The sequence below is a fragment of the Falsiroseomonas sp. RANM36 genome (genome assembly GCF_056682175.1).
This window is the reverse complement of the sequence record NZ_JBWXTD010000003.1, coordinates 729,029-730,372: the sequence shown is the minus strand read 5'-3', so window position 1 is coordinate 730,372 and position 1,344 is coordinate 729,029. Positions and strand designations below refer to the sequence as shown.

Genomic DNA, 1,344 nt, shown 5'->3' with positions numbered 1-1,344 from the left:
GCCCCGCCGCGTCGGCGGGGGCCCCCGGGGCGCCGCCCGGCCCCCCCGCGCCTCTCTCCGGACTGGTCACGGACCGGTCGGCTCGCCTAACCTGCGCCGGACGGCGCCGGTGGCGCCCGGGGCACAGGAGATGACCAGGACCATGCTGCAGCGCAGGACCGTGATGCTGGGCGCGCTCGCCGCGCCCGTCGTTCTGGCGGGGCGCGGCGCGCTCGCGCAGGGCAGCGGCCCGATCCGCATCGCGACCGCCGGCCCCATGACCGGCCAATACGCCGCCTTCGGCGGCCAGATGCGGGCCGGCGCCGAGCAGGTGGTGGCGGGCCGCAACGCCGCCGGCGGCGGGCGCGGCCGCCAGCTCGCGCTCGAGATCGGCGACGATGCCTGCGACCCGCGCCAGGCGGTGAGCGTCGCCAACCAGCTCGCCGGCCGCCGCGTGGCGCTGGTGGCGGGCCATTTCTGCTCCGGCAGCTCGATCCCGGCGCGCGACGTCTATGCCGAGGAAGGCGTGCTGCAGATCAGCCCCGCCTCCACCAACCCGCGCTTCACCGACGAAGGCAAGTGGAACACCTTCCGCGTCTGCGGTCGCGACGACCAGCAGGGCCAGGTGGCGGGCCGCTACATCGCGCAGAACATGCGCGACCGGAACATCGCCATCCTGCACGACAACTCCGCCTATGGCCGCGGCCTGGCGGAGGAGACGAAGAAGGCGCTCAACGCCGCCGGCAAGCAGGAGACGCTGTTCAGCGCCTACAACCCGGGCGAGCGCGACTACTCCGCCATCGTCTCCCGCCTGCAGCAGGCCAACATCCAGGTGGTCTATGTCGGCGGCTACCACACCGAGAGCGGGCTGATCCTGCGCCAGGCCAAGGAGCGCGGGATGAACATCACGCTGATCGGCGGCGATGCGCTGGTGACCAACGAGTTCTGGCAGATCACCGGCGCGGCCGGCGAGGGCACGCTGATGACCTTCAGCTCCGACCCGCGCAAGCGCCCGACCGCGGCTTCCGTGGTGCAGGCCTTCCGGGCGAGGAACGTCGATCCCGAAGGCTATGTCCTCTACACCTACGCCGCGGTGCAGGTCTGGGCCGAGGCGGCGAAGCGCGCGAATTCGCTCGACCCGCGCCGGCTGGCGGCGCTGATGAAGTCGGGCGGTCCGTGGCCGACGGTGCTGGGCGACATCTCCTTCACCGAGAAGGGCGACGTGACCGTGCCGGACTACGTCTTCTACGTCTGGCGCAACGGTTCCTACGCCGAGATGTGAGCGGCGCCCCCGGCGCGTCCTGAACGCCCCGGCGCGGCAACGCGCGCCAAGGCACGCCGTGCCGGAGAGCTTCTGCGGCCGCC

General features: G+C 72.9%; 1 protein-coding gene. It reads left to right on the top strand.

The genetic code is table 11. The annotated features are described in order from the left end of the window. The first annotated feature begins 130 nt into the window (after positions 1-130). Entirely contained in the window at positions 131-1,261 is a 1,131-nt protein-coding gene (locus AC1MIR_RS08290; protein WP_480027703.1) for a branched-chain amino acid ABC transporter substrate-binding protein, read from the top strand. Positions 1,262-1,344: the final 83 nt, after the last annotated feature.

What these genes read in the sequence shown, in the direction of transcription:
- AC1MIR_RS08290 (WP_480027703.1), top strand. Translation starts at nt 131, where the DNA reads ATGACCAGGACCATGCTGCAGCGCAGGACCGTGATGCTGGGCGCGCTC.